We start from the raw sequence: 15,746 nt of genomic DNA, 5'->3' as shown, positions 1-15,746 counted from the left end.
AAATTATACTACCTGTGATGCGATCTTGCCGATCGCTGAGAATCGTCGGACTACCTCTTTTGCGATAGGTCCGCGTGTGACGTTTCCCTTAGGAACTCCTTCCTCGACAAGCACTGCTGCGTTGTCCTCGAACTCGACACGTGTTCCGTTCGGACGCTGGTACTCCTTTGCCTGACGTACGATCACGGCGTCGAAGACCTGGTGCTTGACCTCCTGATCTCCTTTCAGAATTTTCACTGTTACCTGGTCGCCGACTCCTGCCGCTACTCTGCGCCCTCTACGTCCTTTACGGGACTTGACACCGATGATCTCAAGTCTTTTTGCTCCGGAGTTATCTGCGCAAGTTAGTTCGGCACCTGTATCTAGAGTCCTTGTAATGTTAGAACCTAATGGCTTCATGGAAAAGTCACTGCTCGATAGTCTCAACGATTACATGTGATTTTGTCTTGGAGATTGGCCTGGTTTCCGCAACGCGGACCTGGTCGCCTTCCTCTACTTCAATATCTTCCGGTACGTGAGCCGTTATCTTAGTGTTACGTCTCTCGTAACGCTCGTACTTTGGAATCTTTTCTGTGTATTCCCATCTTACCGTTGCGGATTTCTGCATTTTCGTCGACTGTACTTCTCCGACAAAAACTCCGCCTCTGATGGAGACATCCTCTTGTTCTGCTATTTCTGCGTAATCATTGCTCACGTGTATTTACACCTATTCGACAGTTTCGACTGATCGGCCAACCTTTTAATAGGTAAAACCAATCTAACCTGAAACTGTAAACATACAAACAACTCCAACTCTTTTAAAGGACGTTCACCTGTAAGTGTTGAAACCCGTACTGTTAGTCTACTTCGTATCAGCTTGTCCTTTCAACACGTAATATGTCGCAAGTACATTCTCTTTCTACGGTCACTCTTCTCTCAAAAGCCCGTAGATCTTCATGTCTCGGAACTCTCCGTCCATGTAGACATGCTCTCTCATAGCGCCTTCTAGAGTAAAACCTAGTTTCTCCCAGACTCTGCTAGACTTTTCATTTGTATCGACCACGCGCGCCATAACTCTGTGATGGTTTAGCTGCTTGAAGGCATGCTCGATTACTAGTTCGACGGCTTCGGTTCCGTATCCGTTGCCATGATGTTCGGTGTCAAGCATGATTCCGAACTCTCCGACATTCGGCTCCTTTTCCCTCAAGGCAATGTTGCCAACAACCTCGCCGTCTACACATACTGTAAGTACTAGTCCTTCATAGTTTTCGAACCAGTCCTGTTCATCCTCCAGATTCAGTGGTTCGCGGTGTCCGATAAAACGCCGTACATCCCGCTGGTTTACGATGTCTCTAAGGGTTTCTAAATCCTCTTCTTCGACTGTTCTAAGATTTATGCTTTCTCCTTCCAGAAAAACTGCTCCAGGCATAGAAAAATAGTGGGAAAGATATGTTGAAAACGTTTTTTACTTGACGTTGATTGCGCTGCGTTCGAAGCCTTCTTTGACCAAGACGTCTTTGATCCGGTGAGTGTGGTTGCCCTGTAGTTCGATGTGTCCGTCCTTTGCGGTTCCTCCGCAAGCCAGTTTTGATTTCAGCTTGGAGGAAAGTGTATCAAGGTTGACTTCGTTGTCGAATCCTTCTACAATCGTCATCTCCTTGTTGTAGCTACGGGTATCGATCTTGACGGTGATTGTCTGCTCGGCTTTCGCCATCGAGTCACATACGCAGAGTTCTTTTTCCATCCCGCAGTCCGGGCATACACTCATCTTTGAACCTCTACGTTGTCAAAGCCTTCCTCGGCTAGAATATCTTCAATACGGTGTAGGTGGTTGCCTTGTAGCTCGATGTTTCCATCTTTGACTGTTCCCCCTGCTGCTACCTTGGTTTTCAGCTTGGAGGATAGGTCATCGAGATCCACGTTCTCATCGAAACCTGAGATAATAGTCATCTCCTTGTTGTAGCTTCGAGTGTCGATGTAGACCTCTATCTTCTGATCTGCTTTCGAGACTTGGTCAAACGGGTCGAATTCGTCTGGTACGTCTGGCATGCCTCAGTTTCGCTCGTTTAGAACTGTCTGGATTCGAGCGATGGTTTTGCGCATCTCGCTGATTCTTCCAGGATTCTCTGCGAATCCTCCTACAGCGATCTGCCCTCGCTCTTCTACAAGCTCTTTCTGTAGATCGTTCATCTTCTCATGGAGTTCCGAATCCTCCATGTCTCTCATATCGTCCGCACGTAGAATAGCCATTATACTATACCTCTGTTGTTGAAATGTTTTAATCTAACTGGTTTTCAAGCCAGTCGATTAGTGTTGTGCGGTTTTTGTTCTCCTTTTCTGCTTCAACTGCGGCGTCCCAGTCGACGTCTTCAAGTTCGTTGAGAGCGTCTTTTGCCTCTCCGATTGTGCCGGAGACGATGTCGTTGTAAGCTGTTCCTGTCGAGGATTCGTCCTGTACGTCCTCTGATGTTTCCGGTTCGGCAACTGTATCTTCCTGAAGCTTATCCTCGTACTGTTCGAGGTCGATTTCCTGGTAAAGCTTCAGTGTTGCGACGGAAGACTTCGATCCGAAGCCGGTCTTGATGGTCTCGACTTCGATGCTGTCCTTATCCCAGTCCTGTTCGGCTGAGAGTCTGTCTTTGACGTCTTCTTCGCTTGGAGTTGCTTCCCCTTCGTGATCTAGGTTTACTGTGATTTCCGCTCTTTCGAGAAGCGGGTTGTGTCTTAGTGATTCAATTTTTGCTTCCATTCAAAAATCGCCTCCGCGATTTTCTGCGTGTCCAGAATTTCTTTGAAATTCGTACATAGTATCTTTTTCCTCTAAAAAATTATTTGACTCTGATCGCGTACTCGCCAGGGGTTTTGACGCCTAGCTTTTCTGCTATCTCTGAGTCTTCAGGGTTGTAGATTACAACTGTTCCGCTCCACGTACTGGAGAGATCGTTGTTCTTACATACAGGACACTCTGTTGCGTCCTCTACGATTCTGTTACATTGCTTACAAGCCTTTTCACTCATCTTCTTGTTCCTCTTCGGCTTCGGCCTGTTCTTCTTCGTAAATTTCGATCCATTCGTCTTTACCGAGACCTGGCTGTCTCATTGTCAGGTTGATCTTGTTGGTCTCCTGTTTTTCAAGGCTGACTGCGATGATCCTGGCGGTTACAACGTCTCCGACCTGTAGGTTGAACTCTGAGTCCTCTGCTACAAGCATCTCTGCTTCTTCATCATGGTTGACGTACTGGTCCATTACTTGGCTGACGTGGCATAGTCCGTCGAACGGTCCGATACGGATGAATGCTCCGAAGCCTGTAATATCTACTACTTCTCCGTTTACAACTTCGTGGAGTTCTGGAGTGAAAACAATCGCAGTATACTCTACGTTGTAGTGTACGCCAGCGTCTTCTGGCTCTATAGTTCCGCCCTCTACATGGTTGACGGTTTCAACTCCTACAACAACCCCTTGAAGCTGCTCGTTTATCGTTCCTTCTACCTCTTCTCGGAGTCCTGCTTTTACGCTTTCTTCGACTTCCTCACCGAGATGTTCCGGGGGAACTCGAACCTTGTCCTCTACTGTCAGCCTCTTGTACATCTTAGAAACATGTTCGAACTTCGAGCCAAGTTTTAAATGGTGTTTGAACTCAGGTGGTTGAAATACAGAAAAATTTAGTACTCCTCGGAGTTTACAACTTCCAAGTGAGTCATACTGCGGATGATTATTACCGGTCGACCTTTCTTCTTCAAACGTCTTTTCAGCTCTTTGTCGTTTGTAGCGACTATGAAGTCGTCTGAAATGTTTACGATCAGGTCATCGACCTCTTCGTCACCTTCTGCTGTCAAAAGCTCTACATCTTGTTTTTCCAGCATCTTCGGAACAAGTTCTTTGTACTTTCCGGATTTGATCGACTTTGCTTCCTGTAATGCATCTTCTAGAGTGTATAATTCTGCGTATGGAAACATTTTCTCCAGCTCGTCGTATATATCGAATCCGAACTGGAACGGTGCGACAAGGAAATTAGTGTCCAAGAGGATTTTTTCCGTCATAATCCCTACTTAGTTCTGGTCTTTAAAACTGAACTCGAAGAGCTGTTCTTCGCTGACGGAGGGTTCCTGGAACATTCCTCCGGCTTCAACCTCGTCTTTGAGCTTTTCTGCCCACTCATGGTTGATCTTCCCGATTAAAAGCGGCCAGATCTCTTCTTTGTCCTCCCATTCTTCGTAGCCGGTCTGGTAGATCTGATGGCGTAAAACTTCTCGGTTACGGGCTACAAGTGTGAATGCTCTTGCCGGACTTGCTCCGTACTCGACGGCAGTTTCCACTATGTTCTGGAAATCTTGTTGGTAGTTCTCACAGTTGTGTATTTCGTAGGCAACTATACGTTTCAGGTGGTAGTCGAATCTCTGGTTCGGGTAGCTGGCTTCTGTTCGATGCTCTCTGTAGATCGCTCCGCCTTCTTCGGTCTGATCGTAGAACGGGGTGTCAACTCCAAGTATATCCGGGAAACCTGATTTCTCACCGGCCATGTAGCCGTTGTATGCTCTTACTGAGTGAAAGGTCTCGTGTACGGTTAGCATCTCTGCTTCCTTTCTTGAGAACTTTCTTTCCTCTCCGTCCCCTCTGGCAACAATCAGCTTCCGTTCTTCTGGGATATTGAAACAGCCTCCGACATCTCTGATCTCAACCTCGTATTCAATACCTAGGCGTTCAAATTCCGCTTCAAACATCTGTTTAAGATCGTCTGCCGTCAGTTTCTCTTCAAGATCTTCTTTTTCAATTGATTTAACCTCTTGTTTTGATCTCTCAACTTCGGTTTCAGAAGGCATAGTCCATAGCTGTCCGCATAACTCGTGCCAGTCTTCAAAGCTCTCTATATTCGCACCAAGTTCGATGAAAAGCGTGAACTGTTCGAAAATCTGGGTGAAAAACTCTTGGAAGTCTTTTTCATTCAGTGTCTCGGCGCCGTATCTTTCGAGTTCCTCTGCCGTGATTTTTCCTGCGGCCTCTTGACACTGATTGAGGACGTCCAGAACCTTTTCTTTATCGTATTTAATCTGTTTAAACTTGAATTCGGGTTGGAAATCTGGTTTTCCATCCCATTCTTCTAGAAAACGCTGTTTTTCCTCGTATTTGTTAGTTATTCCTACGTTTTTGGTCCAGGATGCTTTGTTTTTCAGTATCTTGGCTGCTGTGGAAAGCTCTTCGATAAGATTTTCTTCATCGAACTCTATTGATGGATTTTCGACACTTTCCAGCTGTCTAAGGCCCTGAACTTTCATGTCTATGGTTTTGTCTCTCCAAACTTATAGCTCTCAGTGACAAACTAGGTTTATGACTGTCAGTATTGGAGTTCTCTGGGACTATGAGATAGACCATGAAGGCGATGAACCGATGAAAAAGGATGATGGGAACCGTAGCTACGCTCGTTTCTCCGAGTTAGCTGCCGATGAAAACGCTGAGGTATACATGGCAAACTACAAAAAATACAGCGATGGAAAGCTCTCAGAGTCCTACAAATGGAACGGAGAAAATTGGGAGAGAAAGAAAGATATTGAACTCGATGTCGTCTTCGATAAGTTCAAGTTCGATGAGACAACTGTCGAGTTGAAGAAAAATATACAGTCCGAGCTTCCTATGTTAAACGCATTTGGGCTTGAAGAGGTCTGTAAGGACAAGCTCTTGACCTACCAGAGTTTCCCGGAGTTCGTACCTGAGACCGCGCTCGCAGATAAAGAAACTGTCCGAAAAGTCTTGGAAAAAGATGGCAAAGCGATTTTAAAGCCGCGTTTCGGCTCGGAAGGAATGGAGGTTCGGTTAATCGACTCTCTCGAAGAGTTCGAACCTGCCGATAACTTGCTGGTTCAAAGATACGTTGATCCGTCCGGAGGTACACCACATTTTGACTTTGAGGGCGCACATGATTTCAGAGTTATGATTGCCGATGGAGCGCCGCTGGCATGTTACTACAGGCTTAATGAGGCAAGTGATCTTGCGAACGTATCGATGGGAGGCTCCAGAAAGTTTGTTGATGTAGATGAGATCCCGGAAACCGTACATGATCTAATTGAGACGGTCTCGAATGGATTCTCCGAGCTGGATCATACAATGTATTCTGTGGATGTCATGTTTGACAGCGAGATGAATCCCTGGATCATCGAGTTAAGCTCGAAGCCAGGACTGGTCTTTGACGATGAAGACTCGGAAAAACATAAGGTGCCGGTTATGGAGAAAGTAATCAGGATGCTGGTGGATATGGCTCAGCTCTGAACCTGTTTTTCCATAGCAAGCTCGTGAAGCCGCTCGACCATCCGGAGAATGACGTCTTCTCCTATTATCTCATTCATCTCCTCGTTGATTCCGAAGCTTCCGTTAACCTCTAGGACGTATACTTCTCCGTCGTTCTGAATGATATCACAGCCGCACATATCGAATCCGGTGGCTCTTGCCGCGGTCAAAGCAGTTTCCTTCATCTCATCGGTCAGGTTGGCATGAATCCGCTCTCCTCCGCTTGAAATGTTCGACCGCCATTCATCCGAGCTACCGCTTGAACGCGCATAAGCGGTTACATAGTCGTCTATTACAATCACTCGGTTGTCGGTCCCCTCGTGTTCGATGTATTCTTGGAGAACAATGTCTTGCTCGAAGGATCTCATCGCATCCATGATTGGACGTAGCTCTGACTCGCTTGATACTCGCATGACTCCTTCTCCGCCAGCTCCCTGCGCGGTCTTCAAAATGATCGGGAAGCCGAGACGCTCGGCCGCATCCAAGGCAGTCTCCGGTGAAAGCGTGTAAGCGCTGTCAGGTACGTTAACATGGTTTTCAGCCAGTATTTTCATCGAGTAGAACTTGTTGGCCTCATAGCAGTAGGTATCGTTTTCTGCCTGAGTGATTACCCCTGCCTCGTTGAGAACTTCGCTTAGATGCTCGGAGAAATACTGGTCTTGGTCTCCGGTACGGATGTAGATCGCATCAAACGTGGTTAAATCAGTTCCTCGGTACATTACCTGGGTTTCCTCTCCGTGAACGAACTCTACGCTGTCTACAGGCACTGCTAGAACGGTCTCGAATATCTCATCGGCCCGTTCCATCAGCAGCTGGTGTTGGGTCGATATTTCTCCGTAAACAATACCCATTTTCATTGGTAGATCTCCTTGATGTACTTGAAAGCGTCTTTGCCGGATTTATCGGCATAAACTTCCGGGTCCGGGTTGGGTTTGACGTCTATGACCTTTCCGCCTTTGAGAATCACTTCGCCGTACTCGGTTCCGATGGATTTCATTGTGGTTTCGACAAGTTCTTCGAGTTCGTTGCTCAGATTTGAATACTGGAGTTTCTCATCGGAGACTCTCCAGCCCTCTGTCTTGTCTTTCAAAGATATTAGATTTCCGTTCGCATAGAAGACCTTGTATTTTTCGTCTCCGGTCTCTTCCTGGAAGATTAGTATGTCTTCTCCGTAATCGGTTCCTTCCGCAAACTCTTTGGCTTCCTGTTCGTCTTCTAGGCGTGCCGATTCCTCCAGCTGGTTTTCCTCGTATCTCTTCGCAATTATCGGCAGCTCGAGGTAACGGGTTACGTTTTTAGCCGAGTTCTCCGATGCAGCGATAACTGTTTCCGGTATCGAAATGTCTTTCTGCTCCAGTACGTAGTAAAGATAGTTTTTCTTGGCGGTGATGTAGAACCCGATAGAAGGATAATTCGTGGTTATTCCTTTCTCTTCAAGTATCTCTAGCAGCACTCTTCCGAAGATAGGGTTTCGCTCCGGCAGCTTCAGAAAGGCGGACTCACAGTCTTCGATCCCGGAGTTGACTCTTACATCGGCCTCTCCGTCAATTACTTCTGGTGAGAACTCCTCGGTCTCTACAGCACTGACTTCCTCGAAATGCTCATCGAGCTTCTCGGAGACGTTACTCGTCTTCAGAAGTTTCATTTTCTCCCCCTGTTGGCTTCCAGACTCTGGATGCGTACTTGCCGCTTCTCCAGTCATCGACGTACTCACGGACTGATGAAGGCATCACCTGTTTCATGATACGTCCCTGACGGATCATCTTGTTCAGCCGCGCTTCCAAGGTTTTGGAAAGCTCATCGTAGTAAGTCTTATCGCTGTAAAGCAAGTCCTTTTTGATCCTCCAGTAGGCAGTGGTTCCGTTAGGAGCAACAACGGTGTATCCATCGTCATCAGTCATTGCTTCAATCAGATTTGACTGCTCGATGAAGTAGACTCCTCCAGAACTTCTTGAAGGATCGATTATAAGAACTTCATTTTCCTCAACTCCTATGCCGAGTATGTAACGACCTTCGCCTTCTGGAATAACTTCTTCTTTGTCCAATGTGATTGCTACGAGCGCACCGTCGTTGAACCAGGCTTTCAGCTCATCTCCGAGCTTGGTGATCTTTTCCTTTTCCACGTAGCCTGTTTTCACCTCGTTGTTAGTTACGTTCTCAACTGCCTGCATTAGGCTTTCACGGTCTTCTGCGTCCTTCGCCAGCCGTTCCTGACTTGCCTGGTATCCGAATACATCCAGTGCCATCTCCATTACGGCTGGACCCGATCCTTCTCCGCTCTGGGAAACGAAGTAGGACTTGATGTCTTCAAGAGTCTCCAAGTCGTTTTTAGTTCTCTTGAACCGGATCTCCGAGTCCATGATCGCCTTGTTAGGTTTCAACAATGTATAGCCTTTGTCAGTTGTGACTTCCGTGGAGAAAAGTGAGACTTTCTTGATCTCTCCGGTCTCGTCTCCGAGCTTGACCTCTTCTCCGGGCCGGACCATCCTCGAGTTCTTGAGGTAAAGTCCTGCCGCTGTATTAGTGAACAGGTCTTTAAGCCCCCAGAAAAGCAATGCTGCGAGCATCAAGGCGAAAGCCCATGAGGAAGCGGTTACAAGCTCTGCTATGAAGGTATCTCCGACGCTTAACTGGTTAAGTAGTATCTGTAGTAGGATCAGGTACAGGAATGCTTTGACTGCTCCTGCGATTATATCAAGTGTGTTCTCGGTCATCCCGATCTCTTTGAAGTATGCTGTTGTTCCTATGGCTTCGAAAAACTCCTTTCCTGCTTTAATGGATAGGTTGATGGCTATGAATCCTAGAACGCCTATCAGTATAACTGACATCAGCTCCGGGAGTGAATCCGCTAGATCTGAGGAAAGGTTCGATGTCAGTCCTTTGTTCAAGTATAGTAATGCGGCTGTTATGACTCCAGCATCGAGGATGTAGCCTGTGTACTGGACGGTCTCTAGTCTGTCCTCCACTTCTTTCTTGGAGAACTCCTTTGGTGCGATCCATAGTTTTTTTGCGAGGACCTTGGATAGTCTGACACCCAGGTGTCCTACAACCAGTATTATTAGAGATACTAGTACTCTTGTGAAAACGTCGTTAGCTAGCTCCAAACCTAGAATAGCTGTCAGAAAATCGGCCATAATAGAAGTTTGTGGAGGCAGTTGTTTAAAAACCCTCGGCTAGTTTTTGGACGTCAAGGTCGCATGACCTATTAGACGCCATCGAGAGCCTATCTGCCGGGAGATTGCCATCCTGTCGCCTTCCTCCGCACAGATCGGTACCTTGAGATCTACTTTGACGTGCTTACCGGCCTGTGTGACGATTCCTGCGCTCTTTCCGGTTCCGGCGTTGATCATCAGTGGTTCGTTTTTCTTGATGTTTTCGATCTCCTTTTCCCCTTCAGACCCGACCACGCGTTCCATCAGCTCGACTTCCATCTCGATATCTGATGTTGTCTCAGGTAACTCTCCTTTCTTGCCTAGAACGTTTCCGGAAAGTCCATCGGATTTGGTGGTCGAAGGATCAAGCTTGGTCTCAACTGCTAGCAGTCCGCCGGGCGTTCCCTTCTCAACGGGGTTTCCGCCATGCATTATGCTTTCAACCTCTGTGGTAACCGGCTCCCACTTTCTATCGGATTTCTTGACTCCGGGTCGGATCTCGATTTCCTCTCCTTCCTCAAGCTCTCCTTCGATAAGCGATCCTCCGACAACTCCGCCCATCAAACCGGTAGGGTTGCTACCAGGCTTGTTAATATCGAATGAACGGGCCAGAAGCATCTTCGGATCTGCTTCGAGATCTCTTTCTGGTGTAGGAATTTCTTCATCGATCGCATCAAGCAAGGCATCGATGTTGATGTCGTGCTGTGCGCTGATAGGGACAATAGGAGCGTCCTCGGCAACGGTGCCTTCTACGAACTCCTTGATCTGCTCGTGGTTTTCCTTGACCTGTTCCTTGTCAACCAGGTCGATCTTGTTCTGTGCGATTACTATGTTTTCGATACCTGTGATGTCGAGGGCTGCGAGATGCTCTCTTGTCTGAGGTCTCGGACAGTCTTCATCAGCAGCAACCATCAAAACCGCTCCGTCCATGATGGCTGCTCCGGATAAAACGTTTGCCATCAGTGTCTCGTGGCCAGGAGCATCGACCAGTGAAACTGTGCGTACTTCTTCGCCGTCCTTGCTTACGTTGAGAGTTCCGTTATCGTCTTTGTAGTATGTGACGTCTGCGTATCCAATTCGGATTGTGATTCCTTTCTCAAGCTCCTGAGAGTGTTCATCAGTCCATTTGCCTGAAAGTGCTTGAGTTAGTGTTGTCTTTCCGTGGTCAACGTGGCCTACTAGGCCGATGTTTGCTTCTGGTATTCCTTCTGTCATTGTGTTCCCTCAATTTGGTCCTCGTAAACACTTCTTGGCTCTTCATCCAGCACATACGCTACTGGAGCGTTGTCGCCGTGAATGATCTTCATCCAGGACGGAGGATTGACTGCTACGGCTTCTACAGTTCTCTGCTCGCCGGCATAATCTCCTTCAGTCACTCTGACTCTGGAACCTGCCTCATACTTTGGTTCAGTAGAGAACCGGTCTCTGACTGCCTCTCCTGCTCCGTCCAAGATATCGAAGACCGACATTAGCTTACTCTTCTTCCTCTTCTTCGTCGCTTAGAAGCTCTTCAACGGATTTGCTTCCTTCTTCGGCTACTGTTGTGTTTAGCTGCTGTATGTCTTCGCTTACCTGTTTTCCTCGAACGGATTTTCTTCTCCGGACTCCGTCTTCTTCCTCGTTGATTCCGGATCCGTCCTCGATTAGTACTCTTCTTCTGGCAGGTCCTTCGATGGACTCTCTCATAGGGAAGCCTTGTTTGTCGCTTCCGCCTGTGATCTCCAGCTTGTAGCCGTTCAGATCAACTATTCCGCCCTCGAAGGTTTCTCCAATCTCCTTTCCTACTAGCTGAGAAGCGTCTTCTAGTTCAACCTGATGTGTCTTACCGTCGTTAGTTCCAATTGTAATTTGCATTATTTGATTCACCTTGCTCAGTTACCCGAGCATTACTGTAATGTTAGGGAAGTTTTTTGTAAAGGCCTCCGATTTTTCCTCATTTTATATTCCGAGCAACCGAATTCAGAAACTGTGAGAAGTAAGGTAATGCTCCGGTTCGTTGGAAGCTTCCTCCAGGTTTTCGGAGCCTTAGTTTTACTGCCACTTCTCGTAAACATATACTACCAAGGCCCAGAAGTCGCTGCTATAGGCTTTCTAACCTCTGCGGGAACCGCACTGATCATGGGGACTGCTTTGAAACTATATTCGGATGCGGGATCTCCATCAGTCAGCGAAGCCATGCTCGCAACTGTTCTAGGATGGTTCCTAGCGACTATAATTGGAGCGATGCCGTTCATACCTTACATGACGGTTATCGACGCTATATTCGAATCATCAGCCGGTATCACCACCACTGGGATTTCGATGGTTGCCGAACCTTCGAAGCTTCCGCAGTCTGTTCTTTTCTGGAGATCGTTCATGCAGTGGATCGGCGGTCTGGGAATACTCACGTTCTTCATCGCAGTGGTGAGAGAGTCTGGTGGCGCATCAAGGCGGCTTTTCTCTGCAGAAGCTCATAAAACTGATTCTGGGTCGATAAGGCCGTCGTTAACTAAGTCTGTGGCTGCACTTTGGAAAGTCTACGGTTTCATGACTGCCTTGATAATAGGTACCTTCATAGCATTCCGCGTATCGGTTTTCGAATCACTTCTACATGGATTTTCCACTATTTCAACCGGGGGTTTCTCAACGGAGGGTGCGAGTATCGCAGCCTATAACTCTCCCGGACTCGAGGCTTTTACAGTCCTGTTCATGTTTATAGGGGGCGTTAACTTCGTGCTTTTACACAAGTTTTTCCGTTCGGAGTTTTCTCCGCTCTGGAAGAGCAGTGAGTTCAGGCTTTACACCAAGATTTTTCTGGCGGTTGCAGCAGTAATGTCGCTAGAACTCTGGATGAAAACCTCTAATATAGGACATTCGGTTCTTGACGGAGCCTTTCAGGCCGCAGCTGTTGTTTCCTCCACGGGTTATTCGACCATGTCGTTTATGGCATTTTCTTCTGCCATACAGCTTGTTATTGTGGCGGCAATGTTTGTAGGAGGTTCTCTTGGTTCTACGGCAGGAGGAGTAAAGGTTTTCCGTTTAAAGACGTTGTTTGAGCTTTTGAAAACACGGCTTAGAGCATATAATCTTCCGCAGACCGCTATAAACGAGGTTAAAATCGACGGTGAGATTTTAGAGTCCTCGACGGTTCGTACGATTTCCGTGCTGTTTTTCTCGTGGATTGCGGTTGTGTTCGTATCGACTCTGCTTACATTGGTTGCTGAGGATGTATCTCTGATGGCGGCTATGTCTGGCAGTGTTTCAGCTGCCTCGAACATGGGTCCTCTTTTCCTTGAAGGCGAGCAGTTGAGAGCTTTGACGCCGTTTACAAAGATTCTCTGGTCTGTGGTGATGCTTGCCGGCCGTCTGGAGATGCTGCCGATGCTGGCAATCTTTAATAGCAAGCTGCTCAAAGACTCAAAATAATGTATGTAGTGATCGCAGGCATCAACACGCTGTCGAAAAGACTGGTATCATCTCTGGAATCGAATCACGACGTCGTAGTGATAGATGAGGACAAAGACCGGTGTGAACGGCTTTACTCGAGTTCCGCGGCAACAGTAATCAACAAAAAGCCTTCAACACTTACAGCCTTGGAGGATGCGGGCATAGACCGAGCAGATGTTCTTATTGCGGCACGTAAAGATGACAACGAGAACATGGTTGTCTCCTCGCTTGCTAAAAAATACGGGGTGCCGAAAGTAGTCTCTAGAGTAGAGGACAATGAATACTATGATGCTTTCCAGGTTATTGGAGCAGAAACAATCGGTCACACGGATCTTCTTATCAGCGAGTTCGTATCGGCAGTTGAACATCCTTACCTAGTCAAGATAGCGAATTTATCGAATGACAGGGAGATCTTGAAGGCATCCGTTGAACGTAACTCGGGTATAGAAGATATGACGGTTGAAGAAGTGGAATCGGAGAAAAGATTTCCTTCACGTTTCCAGATAGTCTCTGTTCTACAGGGAGAAAACACTTTGTCTGGAGAGTCGAACGTACAGCTCGAAAGAGAGGATGAAATTATTTTGATCGGCCCTCAGGAGAAAAAATCCGAGCTTGATGAGTTTTTCAAGCGACAGTAATTTCAAGTTAAAGGAGTTAATCCTGATGTGCCAGTAGATCTAGATGAGACACGTATGAGTGTCTATGAAGCCGCGTACAACACGTTCCAAATGCTTGAGGAAGAAGGTTACAACCAGCACAGGACATACGGGGCGGTAAATGAAGCCTATGATCGGGATATAGCGCCGTTCGTACGTTCATGTGTAGATAGTGAAGGTCAAGATCCTGAAGCTGAACGAATTGAAATCGAAGTCGGAGAGAATGCCACTAGCGTAAATTCAACGCAGTTTTACCAGCTCATGGATGCGCATATTGCCTTTGCGCTTCGAGACGTGTTCGATCCTGGAAGGGAGAGATTCGAATCGGTTATAAATGAGTTGGAGCGGTAGTTTAAGCCGTGACAGCTATAGTCTGGATCCGCAGATCAATGCGCAAACACGATAACACTGCGCTCGTACAGGCAGCCAAGGAACACGATGAAGTTATTCCGTTCTACGTGGTTGATGAAAACTACTTCGAGACAGCGGATCTCGGATATCCAAGGGTCAGCTTCTGGCACGATTCTCTCAAGGAACTCAAAGAAATTCTACAGAGGGACGGACAGGATCTGGTTGTACGGAAAGGCAAGCCGCTCGAACAGCTCCAGAAGGTAATCGAAGAAACCGATGCGGACAAAGTATACTACAACAGAGATTATTCGCCTTACGCACGGGAGAGAGATCAAAAGGTCGAAAATAACCTGGAGTGTGAAGTAGAAAGCTTCAAGGACCTTGTAATGTTCGAGAAAAGAGAGATACTAACAAACAGCGGCGATCCTTACAGCGTATACTCTTACTACAGTAAAAAATGGTTCAAAAGAGACAAACGCAGGCCGGAGAAACCAGAAGGCTTCGAGACTCCGGAGCTTGAATCCGATGAAATACCTTCGTTGAAAGAACTAGGCTTCGAGAAACCGGAGGGAACGGAAGTCTGGGAAGGAGGTCGTGAAAACGGCTTGAAACGCCTGGAAAACTTCAAGGAACGTATCTGGGACTATGACGATCGCAGAGATCTTGCCTCACAGGATGGAACCTCGAAGCTCTCACCACATTTCAAGTTCGGAACTGTCTCCATTAGAGAAGCTTTCTGGGCCTCCGAGAGAGTCAAAGCCAGGAATCCAAACGAAGACGATTCTGGGATAAAGACCTGGCAGGAGGAGCTGGCTTGGAGAGACTTTTACTTCCAGATGATCTGGAACTTCCCTTACACTGTCGATGAACCTTACCTGGAAAAGTATGGCTCGATCGGGTGGAAGTCCAAGGAAGAAGCTCCCGAACGCTGGGAGGCGTGGAAGGAAGGCAAAACCGGCTTTCCATTCGTCGATGCCGGGATGCGCCAGCTAAAACAGACAGGCTGGATGCACAACAGACTTCGTATGGTTGTAACCTCTTTTTCCAGCAAAGACCTCTGGCTTGACTGGAGAGACGTCCACGAGTACTTCTCGAAGATGTTTATCGACGCCGAGGTATCAGCTATGGTAGGAGGAATCCAGTGGGCGTACTCGATAGGAACGGACGCCCAGCCGTACTTCAGAGTATTCAACCCGATCTCTCAGGGCCAGAGCCACGACAGCGACGGCGAATACATCCGAAGACACGTCGAAGAACTGGAAAACGTGCCTGAAGAGTATATCCACGAGCCTTGGAAAATGCCTGAGCAAGTCCAAGAAGAGGCAGGCTGTATAATCGGCGAGGACTATCCGGAGCCTATCGTCGATCACAGCGAGCAGAGAGAAAAAGCGATAAAACGTTTCGAGGAAGCAAAGGAAGATTAGTTAATGGAATCCGCGGAGGTTTTTATCGTCTGTTTGGCTCTCGTTTTGCTCTGATCTGGCCTGTTCGAGAACAGTTCTGTAAACTACATCCAGTTCGTTGATACCTTCGTTTCTAGGATCTTCAGTCAGCTCCTGATAGCTTAGAGTATTGTTTACAACGTTTTCTCCGCTATCTCTCATTTCCTTGGTCTTGTTATAGGCTTCACGTAGTTCTCTAGGACTTGTTACTAGGTAGGGATCTTCTCTGTTGCTGTACTCTCTGAGCGCCATCCCGAAGTCTTCTCCCATAAAATCTCTGATCTCTCCGAAGCGTATGGTGTCTCCTTCCCCGAGTCTTTTAGCATACATCATGACATCTTTTTCGAAGTCTTCCAAGTCTTCAGCAAGATTCTCACCAATGTCGGGACTCACGTGTTATCATGAGCAGGTAACTGTTATATCTTCCGGCTTTACTCTTCTAATTACTTAAACATCAGTTG

The 15,746-nt window shown here is 47.2% G+C and carries 23 protein-coding genes; 5 read left to right on the top strand and 18 right to left on the bottom strand.

The annotated features are described in order from the left end of the window. Positions 1-3: 3 nt before the first annotated feature. The 11 genes from SVXnc_RS04415 to SVXnc_RS04365 all read right to left on the bottom strand — a co-directional run bounded on the left by SVXnc_RS04415 (position 4) and on the right by SVXnc_RS04365 (position 5,252). Positions 4-399, bottom strand: coding sequence for an uL14 family ribosomal protein (locus SVXnc_RS04415; RefSeq protein ID WP_347721719.1), 396 nt, complete (start codon positions 397-399; stop codon positions 4-6). Between the two features lie 7 nt (positions 400-406). Continuing rightward, positions 407-694, bottom strand: coding sequence for a 30S ribosomal protein S17 (gene rpsQ / locus SVXnc_RS04410; protein WP_347721718.1), 288 nt, complete (start codon positions 692-694; stop codon positions 407-409). Positions 695-904: 210 nt separating this feature from the next. Then, positions 905-1,408 carry a GNAT family N-acetyltransferase gene (locus SVXnc_RS04405; RefSeq protein ID WP_347721717.1) on the bottom strand — a complete coding sequence of 168 codons (504 nt, stop codon included), beginning with the start codon at positions 1,406-1,408 and terminating at the stop codon, positions 905-907. Between the two features lie 36 nt (positions 1,409-1,444). Further along, a complete protein-coding gene (gene yciH / locus SVXnc_RS04400; RefSeq protein ID WP_347721716.1) occupies positions 1,445-1,747 on the bottom strand; it encodes a translation initiation factor in 303 nt (100 codons plus the stop codon). Next, the gene (gene yciH / locus SVXnc_RS04395; RefSeq protein ID WP_347721715.1) at positions 1,744-2,028 is read right to left on the bottom strand and encodes a stress response translation initiation inhibitor YciH; all 285 of its coding nucleotides are present in this window, start codon (positions 2,026-2,028) and stop codon (positions 1,744-1,746) included. The genes yciH (SVXnc_RS04400) and yciH (SVXnc_RS04395) overlap by 4 nt, the downstream gene beginning before the upstream one ends. A gap of 3 nt (positions 2,029-2,031) precedes the next feature. Further along, entirely contained in the window at positions 2,032-2,229 is a 198-nt protein-coding gene (gene rpmC, locus SVXnc_RS04390) for a 50S ribosomal protein L29 (protein WP_347721714.1), read from the bottom strand. A 28-nt stretch (positions 2,230-2,257) separates the two neighbouring features. Then, on the bottom strand, positions 2,258-2,728 hold the full coding sequence (locus SVXnc_RS04385; protein WP_347721713.1) for an eS24 family ribosomal protein: 471 nt from the start codon (positions 2,726-2,728) through the stop codon (positions 2,258-2,260). Between the two features lie 79 nt (positions 2,729-2,807). Then, the gene (gene spt4 / locus SVXnc_RS04380; RefSeq protein WP_347721712.1) at positions 2,808-2,996 is read right to left on the bottom strand and encodes a transcription elongation factor subunit Spt4; all 189 of its coding nucleotides are present in this window, start codon (positions 2,994-2,996) and stop codon (positions 2,808-2,810) included. Continuing rightward, a complete protein-coding gene (locus SVXnc_RS04375; RefSeq protein ID WP_347721711.1) occupies positions 2,989-3,567 on the bottom strand; it encodes a DNA-directed RNA polymerase in 579 nt (192 codons plus the stop codon). Before SVXnc_RS04375 ends, spt4 begins: the two co-directional genes overlap by 8 nt. A gap of 74 nt (positions 3,568-3,641) precedes the next feature. Beyond that, positions 3,642-4,019 carry a PIN domain-containing protein gene (locus SVXnc_RS04370; protein ID WP_347721710.1) on the bottom strand — a complete coding sequence of 126 codons (378 nt, stop codon included), beginning with the start codon at positions 4,017-4,019 and terminating at the stop codon, positions 3,642-3,644. A 9-nt stretch (positions 4,020-4,028) separates the two neighbouring features. Continuing rightward, the gene (locus SVXnc_RS04365; RefSeq protein ID WP_347721709.1) at positions 4,029-5,252 is read right to left on the bottom strand and encodes a tyrosine/phenylalanine carboxypeptidase domain-containing protein; all 1,224 of its coding nucleotides are present in this window, start codon (positions 5,250-5,252) and stop codon (positions 4,029-4,031) included. 52 nt (positions 5,253-5,304) lie between these two features. Here SVXnc_RS04365 and SVXnc_RS04360 point away from each other — a divergent pair, with 52 nt between their 5' ends. Then, complete coding sequence (locus SVXnc_RS04360) at positions 5,305-6,240, top strand: ATP-grasp domain-containing protein (protein ID WP_347721708.1); 936 nt, start codon at positions 5,305-5,307, stop codon at positions 6,238-6,240. Here SVXnc_RS04360 and SVXnc_RS04355 read toward each other — a convergent pair. From SVXnc_RS04355 to SVXnc_RS04330, 6 genes are read right to left on the bottom strand one after another with little or no spacing between them, the layout of a single operon-like run. Beyond that, positions 6,231-7,115 carry an ATP-grasp domain-containing protein gene (locus SVXnc_RS04355; RefSeq protein WP_347721707.1) on the bottom strand — a complete coding sequence of 295 codons (885 nt, stop codon included), beginning with the start codon at positions 7,113-7,115 and terminating at the stop codon, positions 6,231-6,233. The two genes, SVXnc_RS04360 and SVXnc_RS04355, sit on opposite strands and share 10 nt — an antisense overlap. After that, entirely contained in the window at positions 7,112-7,903 is a 792-nt protein-coding gene (locus SVXnc_RS04350; protein WP_347721706.1) for an ATP-grasp domain-containing protein, read from the bottom strand. The genes SVXnc_RS04355 and SVXnc_RS04350 overlap by 4 nt, the downstream gene beginning before the upstream one ends. Then, positions 7,881-9,392 (bottom strand): mechanosensitive ion channel domain-containing protein, encoded by a 1,512-nt coding sequence (locus tag SVXnc_RS04345; protein ID WP_347721705.1) that lies wholly within the window; start codon positions 9,390-9,392, stop codon positions 7,881-7,883. The genes SVXnc_RS04350 and SVXnc_RS04345 overlap by 23 nt, the downstream gene beginning before the upstream one ends. A gap of 39 nt (positions 9,393-9,431) precedes the next feature. Next, entirely contained in the window at positions 9,432-10,625 is a 1,194-nt protein-coding gene (locus SVXnc_RS04340) for a translation initiation factor IF-2 subunit gamma (protein WP_347721704.1), read from the bottom strand. Continuing rightward, entirely contained in the window at positions 10,622-10,879 is a 258-nt protein-coding gene (locus SVXnc_RS04335) for a hypothetical protein (protein WP_347721703.1), read from the bottom strand. The genes SVXnc_RS04340 and SVXnc_RS04335 overlap by 4 nt, the downstream gene beginning before the upstream one ends. Positions 10,880-10,883: 4 nt before the next feature. After that, entirely contained in the window at positions 10,884-11,264 is a 381-nt protein-coding gene (locus SVXnc_RS04330; protein ID WP_347721702.1) for a 30S ribosomal protein S6e, read from the bottom strand. Between the two features lie 114 nt (positions 11,265-11,378). Between SVXnc_RS04330 and SVXnc_RS04325 the strand changes: the two genes are divergently transcribed. From SVXnc_RS04325 to SVXnc_RS04310, 4 genes are read left to right on the top strand one after another with little or no spacing between them, the layout of a single operon-like run. Continuing rightward, complete coding sequence (locus SVXnc_RS04325) at positions 11,379-12,815, top strand: TrkH family potassium uptake protein (protein ID WP_347721701.1); 1,437 nt, start codon at positions 11,379-11,381, stop codon at positions 12,813-12,815. Next, on the top strand, positions 12,815-13,474 hold the full coding sequence (locus SVXnc_RS04320; protein WP_347721700.1) for a potassium channel family protein: 660 nt from the start codon (positions 12,815-12,817) through the stop codon (positions 13,472-13,474). Before SVXnc_RS04325 ends, SVXnc_RS04320 begins: the two co-directional genes overlap by 1 nt. 27 nt (positions 13,475-13,501) lie before the next feature. Further along, positions 13,502-13,843: a hypothetical protein gene (locus SVXnc_RS04315; protein ID WP_347721699.1), complete on the top strand. Its 342-nt coding sequence runs from the start codon at positions 13,502-13,504 to the stop codon at positions 13,841-13,843. A gap of 8 nt (positions 13,844-13,851) precedes the next feature. Beyond that, positions 13,852-15,267, top strand: coding sequence for a cryptochrome/photolyase family protein (locus SVXnc_RS04310; RefSeq protein ID WP_347721698.1), 1,416 nt, complete (start codon positions 13,852-13,854; stop codon positions 15,265-15,267). On the opposite strand, the gene SVXnc_RS04305 is transcribed toward SVXnc_RS04310, so the two are convergent. After that, positions 15,268-15,678, bottom strand: a complete 411-nt coding sequence (locus tag SVXnc_RS04305) for a hypothetical protein (RefSeq protein WP_347721697.1) — start codon at positions 15,676-15,678, stop codon at positions 15,268-15,270. Between the last annotated feature and the right edge of the window lie 68 nt (positions 15,679-15,746).

The organism is Candidatus Nanohalococcus occultus, assembly GCF_029207735.1.
Classification (GTDB): domain Archaea; phylum Nanohalarchaeota; class Nanosalinia; order Nanosalinales; family Nanosalinaceae; genus Nanohalococcus; species Nanohalococcus occultus.
Note: the sequence above shows the minus strand (reverse complement) of the source record. Positions and strands in the feature narration are given on the sequence as shown.

Excerpts from the sequence above, each read along its gene's own strand:
- SVXnc_RS04385 (WP_347721713.1), bottom strand. The coding sequence starts at position 2,728 with ATGGAAGCAAAAATTGAATCACTAAGACACAACCCGCTTCTCGAAAGA.
- SVXnc_RS04335 (WP_347721703.1), bottom strand. The coding sequence starts at position 10,879 with ATGTCGGTCTTCGATATCTTGGACGGAGCAGGAGAGGCAGTCAGAGAC.
- SVXnc_RS04340 (WP_347721704.1), bottom strand. The coding sequence starts at position 10,625 with ATGACAGAAGGAATACCAGAAGCAAACATCGGCCTAGTAGGCCACGTT.
- SVXnc_RS04375 (WP_347721711.1), bottom strand. The coding sequence starts at position 3,567 with ATGTACAAGAGGCTGACAGTAGAGGACAAGGTTCGAGTTCCCCCGGAA.
- SVXnc_RS04330 (WP_347721702.1), bottom strand. The coding sequence starts at position 11,264 with ATGCAAATTACAATTGGAACTAACGACGGTAAGACACATCAGGTTGAA.
- yciH (WP_347721716.1), bottom strand. The coding sequence starts at position 1,747 with ATGAGTGTATGCCCGGACTGCGGGATGGAAAAAGAACTCTGCGTATGT.
- SVXnc_RS04320 (WP_347721700.1), top strand. The coding sequence starts at position 12,815 with ATGTATGTAGTGATCGCAGGCATCAACACGCTGTCGAAAAGACTGGTA.
- SVXnc_RS04415 (WP_347721719.1), bottom strand. The coding sequence starts at position 399 with ATGAAGCCATTAGGTTCTAACATTACAAGGACTCTAGATACAGGTGCC.
- SVXnc_RS04370 (WP_347721710.1), bottom strand. The coding sequence starts at position 4,019 with ATGACGGAAAAAATCCTCTTGGACACTAATTTCCTTGTCGCACCGTTC.
- rpmC (WP_347721714.1), bottom strand. The coding sequence starts at position 2,229 with ATGGCTATTCTACGTGCGGACGATATGAGAGACATGGAGGATTCGGAA.
- SVXnc_RS04405 (WP_347721717.1), bottom strand. The coding sequence starts at position 1,408 with ATGCCTGGAGCAGTTTTTCTGGAAGGAGAAAGCATAAATCTTAGAACA.
- SVXnc_RS04350 (WP_347721706.1), bottom strand. The coding sequence starts at position 7,903 with ATGAAACTTCTGAAGACGAGTAACGTCTCCGAGAAGCTCGATGAGCAT.
- SVXnc_RS04365 (WP_347721709.1), bottom strand. The coding sequence starts at position 5,252 with ATGAAAGTTCAGGGCCTTAGACAGCTGGAAAGTGTCGAAAATCCATCA.
- SVXnc_RS04345 (WP_347721705.1), bottom strand. The coding sequence starts at position 9,392 with ATGGCCGATTTTCTGACAGCTATTCTAGGTTTGGAGCTAGCTAACGAC.
- spt4 (WP_347721712.1), bottom strand. The coding sequence starts at position 2,996 with ATGAGTGAAAAGGCTTGTAAGCAATGTAACAGAATCGTAGAGGACGCA.
- yciH (WP_347721715.1), bottom strand. The coding sequence starts at position 2,028 with ATGCCAGACGTACCAGACGAATTCGACCCGTTTGACCAAGTCTCGAAA.
- SVXnc_RS04355 (WP_347721707.1), bottom strand. The coding sequence starts at position 7,115 with ATGAAAATGGGTATTGTTTACGGAGAAATATCGACCCAACACCAGCTG.
- SVXnc_RS04360 (WP_347721708.1), top strand. The coding sequence starts at position 5,305 with ATGACTGTCAGTATTGGAGTTCTCTGGGACTATGAGATAGACCATGAA.